The sequence below is a fragment of the Pigmentiphaga sp. GD03639 genome, from assembly GCF_029845405.1.
In the GTDB taxonomy this organism is placed as follows: Bacteria; Pseudomonadota; Gammaproteobacteria; order Burkholderiales; family Burkholderiaceae_B; genus Pigmentiphaga; species Pigmentiphaga daeguensis.
In genome coordinates this window covers 1-1,427 of sequence record NZ_JAOCLR010000073.1, presented here as the reverse complement: position 1 = coordinate 1,427, position 1,427 = coordinate 1, and the positions used below count along the sequence as shown (strand labels likewise).

Annotated in this window: 1 protein-coding gene; it reads left to right on the top strand. The window is 59.8% G+C overall.

Features of this window, described 5'->3' with window-relative positions; translation table 11 throughout:
* Positions 1–55 precede the first annotated feature (55 nt).
* A partial coding sequence (locus tag N5K27_RS28810) for an IS30 family transposase (RefSeq protein ID WP_279821007.1) occupies positions 56–1,427 on the top strand: 1,372 nt, incomplete at its 3' end.

The window sequence follows — 1,427 nt, the reverse complement described above, 5'->3', positions numbered from 1 at the left end:
TGGTCGTCGCAACACCTTCAACCAGGAGGTGTTTATGGGGCGACCCGCAGGATGGATGAAGCAATTGACAGGAAGAGACGCGATGTGCTCTCCAGGTGCGCCGTCGCTTCGACGGGAGATCGAGCGGCAATTCTGGAAGCAGATTGCCACCGGAATCACGAGCGAGAAGGCGGCCGAAGCCGTTGGCGTGTCGCAACCGGTGGGCACTCGCTGGTTCCGTCATCGTGGTGGCATGCCATTGTTCATGTCGAAGCCTACTTCCGCGAGGTATCTGTCATTCTCCGAGCGAGAAGAGATCGCTCTGTTGCGAGCTCAAGACGTTGGAGTGCGGGAGATAGCTCGCCGTCTGGGGCGAAGCCCCTCAACCGTCTCCCGTGAACTGACACGCAACGCTGCAACTCGCGGCGGCAAGCTCGAATATCGTGCGTCGGTCGCACAGTGGAAGTCCGAGCTGGTCGCCAGAAGGCCCAAGCCGGCCAAGCTGGTGAAGAACCAGCGTCTGCGCCAATTCGTCCAAGACCGTCTGGAGGGCAATATCCGTGATGCTCACGGCAGCGAGATTGCGGGACCTCGACAAGCCACGTTTATCGGGCGCAACAAGCCCCATCGAGGTGACCGCAAGTGGGTCAATGGCTGGTCGCCAGAGCAGATCGCCAACCGGCTGCAGGTCGACTTCCCGGATGATCCGACCATGCGCATCTCACACGAAGCCATCTACCAGGCGCTCTATATCCAGGGCAGAGGCGCCCTCAAGCGTGAGCTTGTGAGCTACCTGCGTACAGGGCGTGCTTTGCGCGTCCCACGGGCCAGGTCGCAAGCCAAAGCATGGGCACATGTCAGTGAAGAGGTGATGATCTCCAGCCGCCCTGATGAGATAGAAGATCGTGCGGTACCCGGTCACTGGGAAGGGGACCTGATCATCGGCCTGGACAGGTCGGCCATTGGCACGCTGGTGGAACGGTCAAGCCGTTTCACCATGCTCGTGCACCTGCCGCGCGAGGAAGGCTATGGACTGACTCCTCGAACAAAGAATGGTCCTGCGCTGGCGGGATACGGAGCCATCACCATGGCCAACGCCCTCAAGAGAACAGTGACGAAGCTACCTACCCGGCTATGGCAGTCATTGACTTGGGATCGTGGCAAGGAGTTGTCCGACCATGCACGATTCACCATCGAGTCCGGAGTGAAGGTCTTCTTCGCCGATCCTCGTAGTCCATGGCAGCGCGGTACCAACGAGAACACGAACGGGCTGCTGCGCCAGTACTTCCCCAAGGGCACCGACCTGTCCCGATGGAGTGAGCAAGAGATTCAAGCCGTGGCACTGACCTTGAACAACAGGCCACGCAAGACGTTGGGTTGGAGGACTCCGGCAGAGGCGTTGAATGACTACTTAAAATCCGCTGCACAAATCGGTGTTGCGACGACCG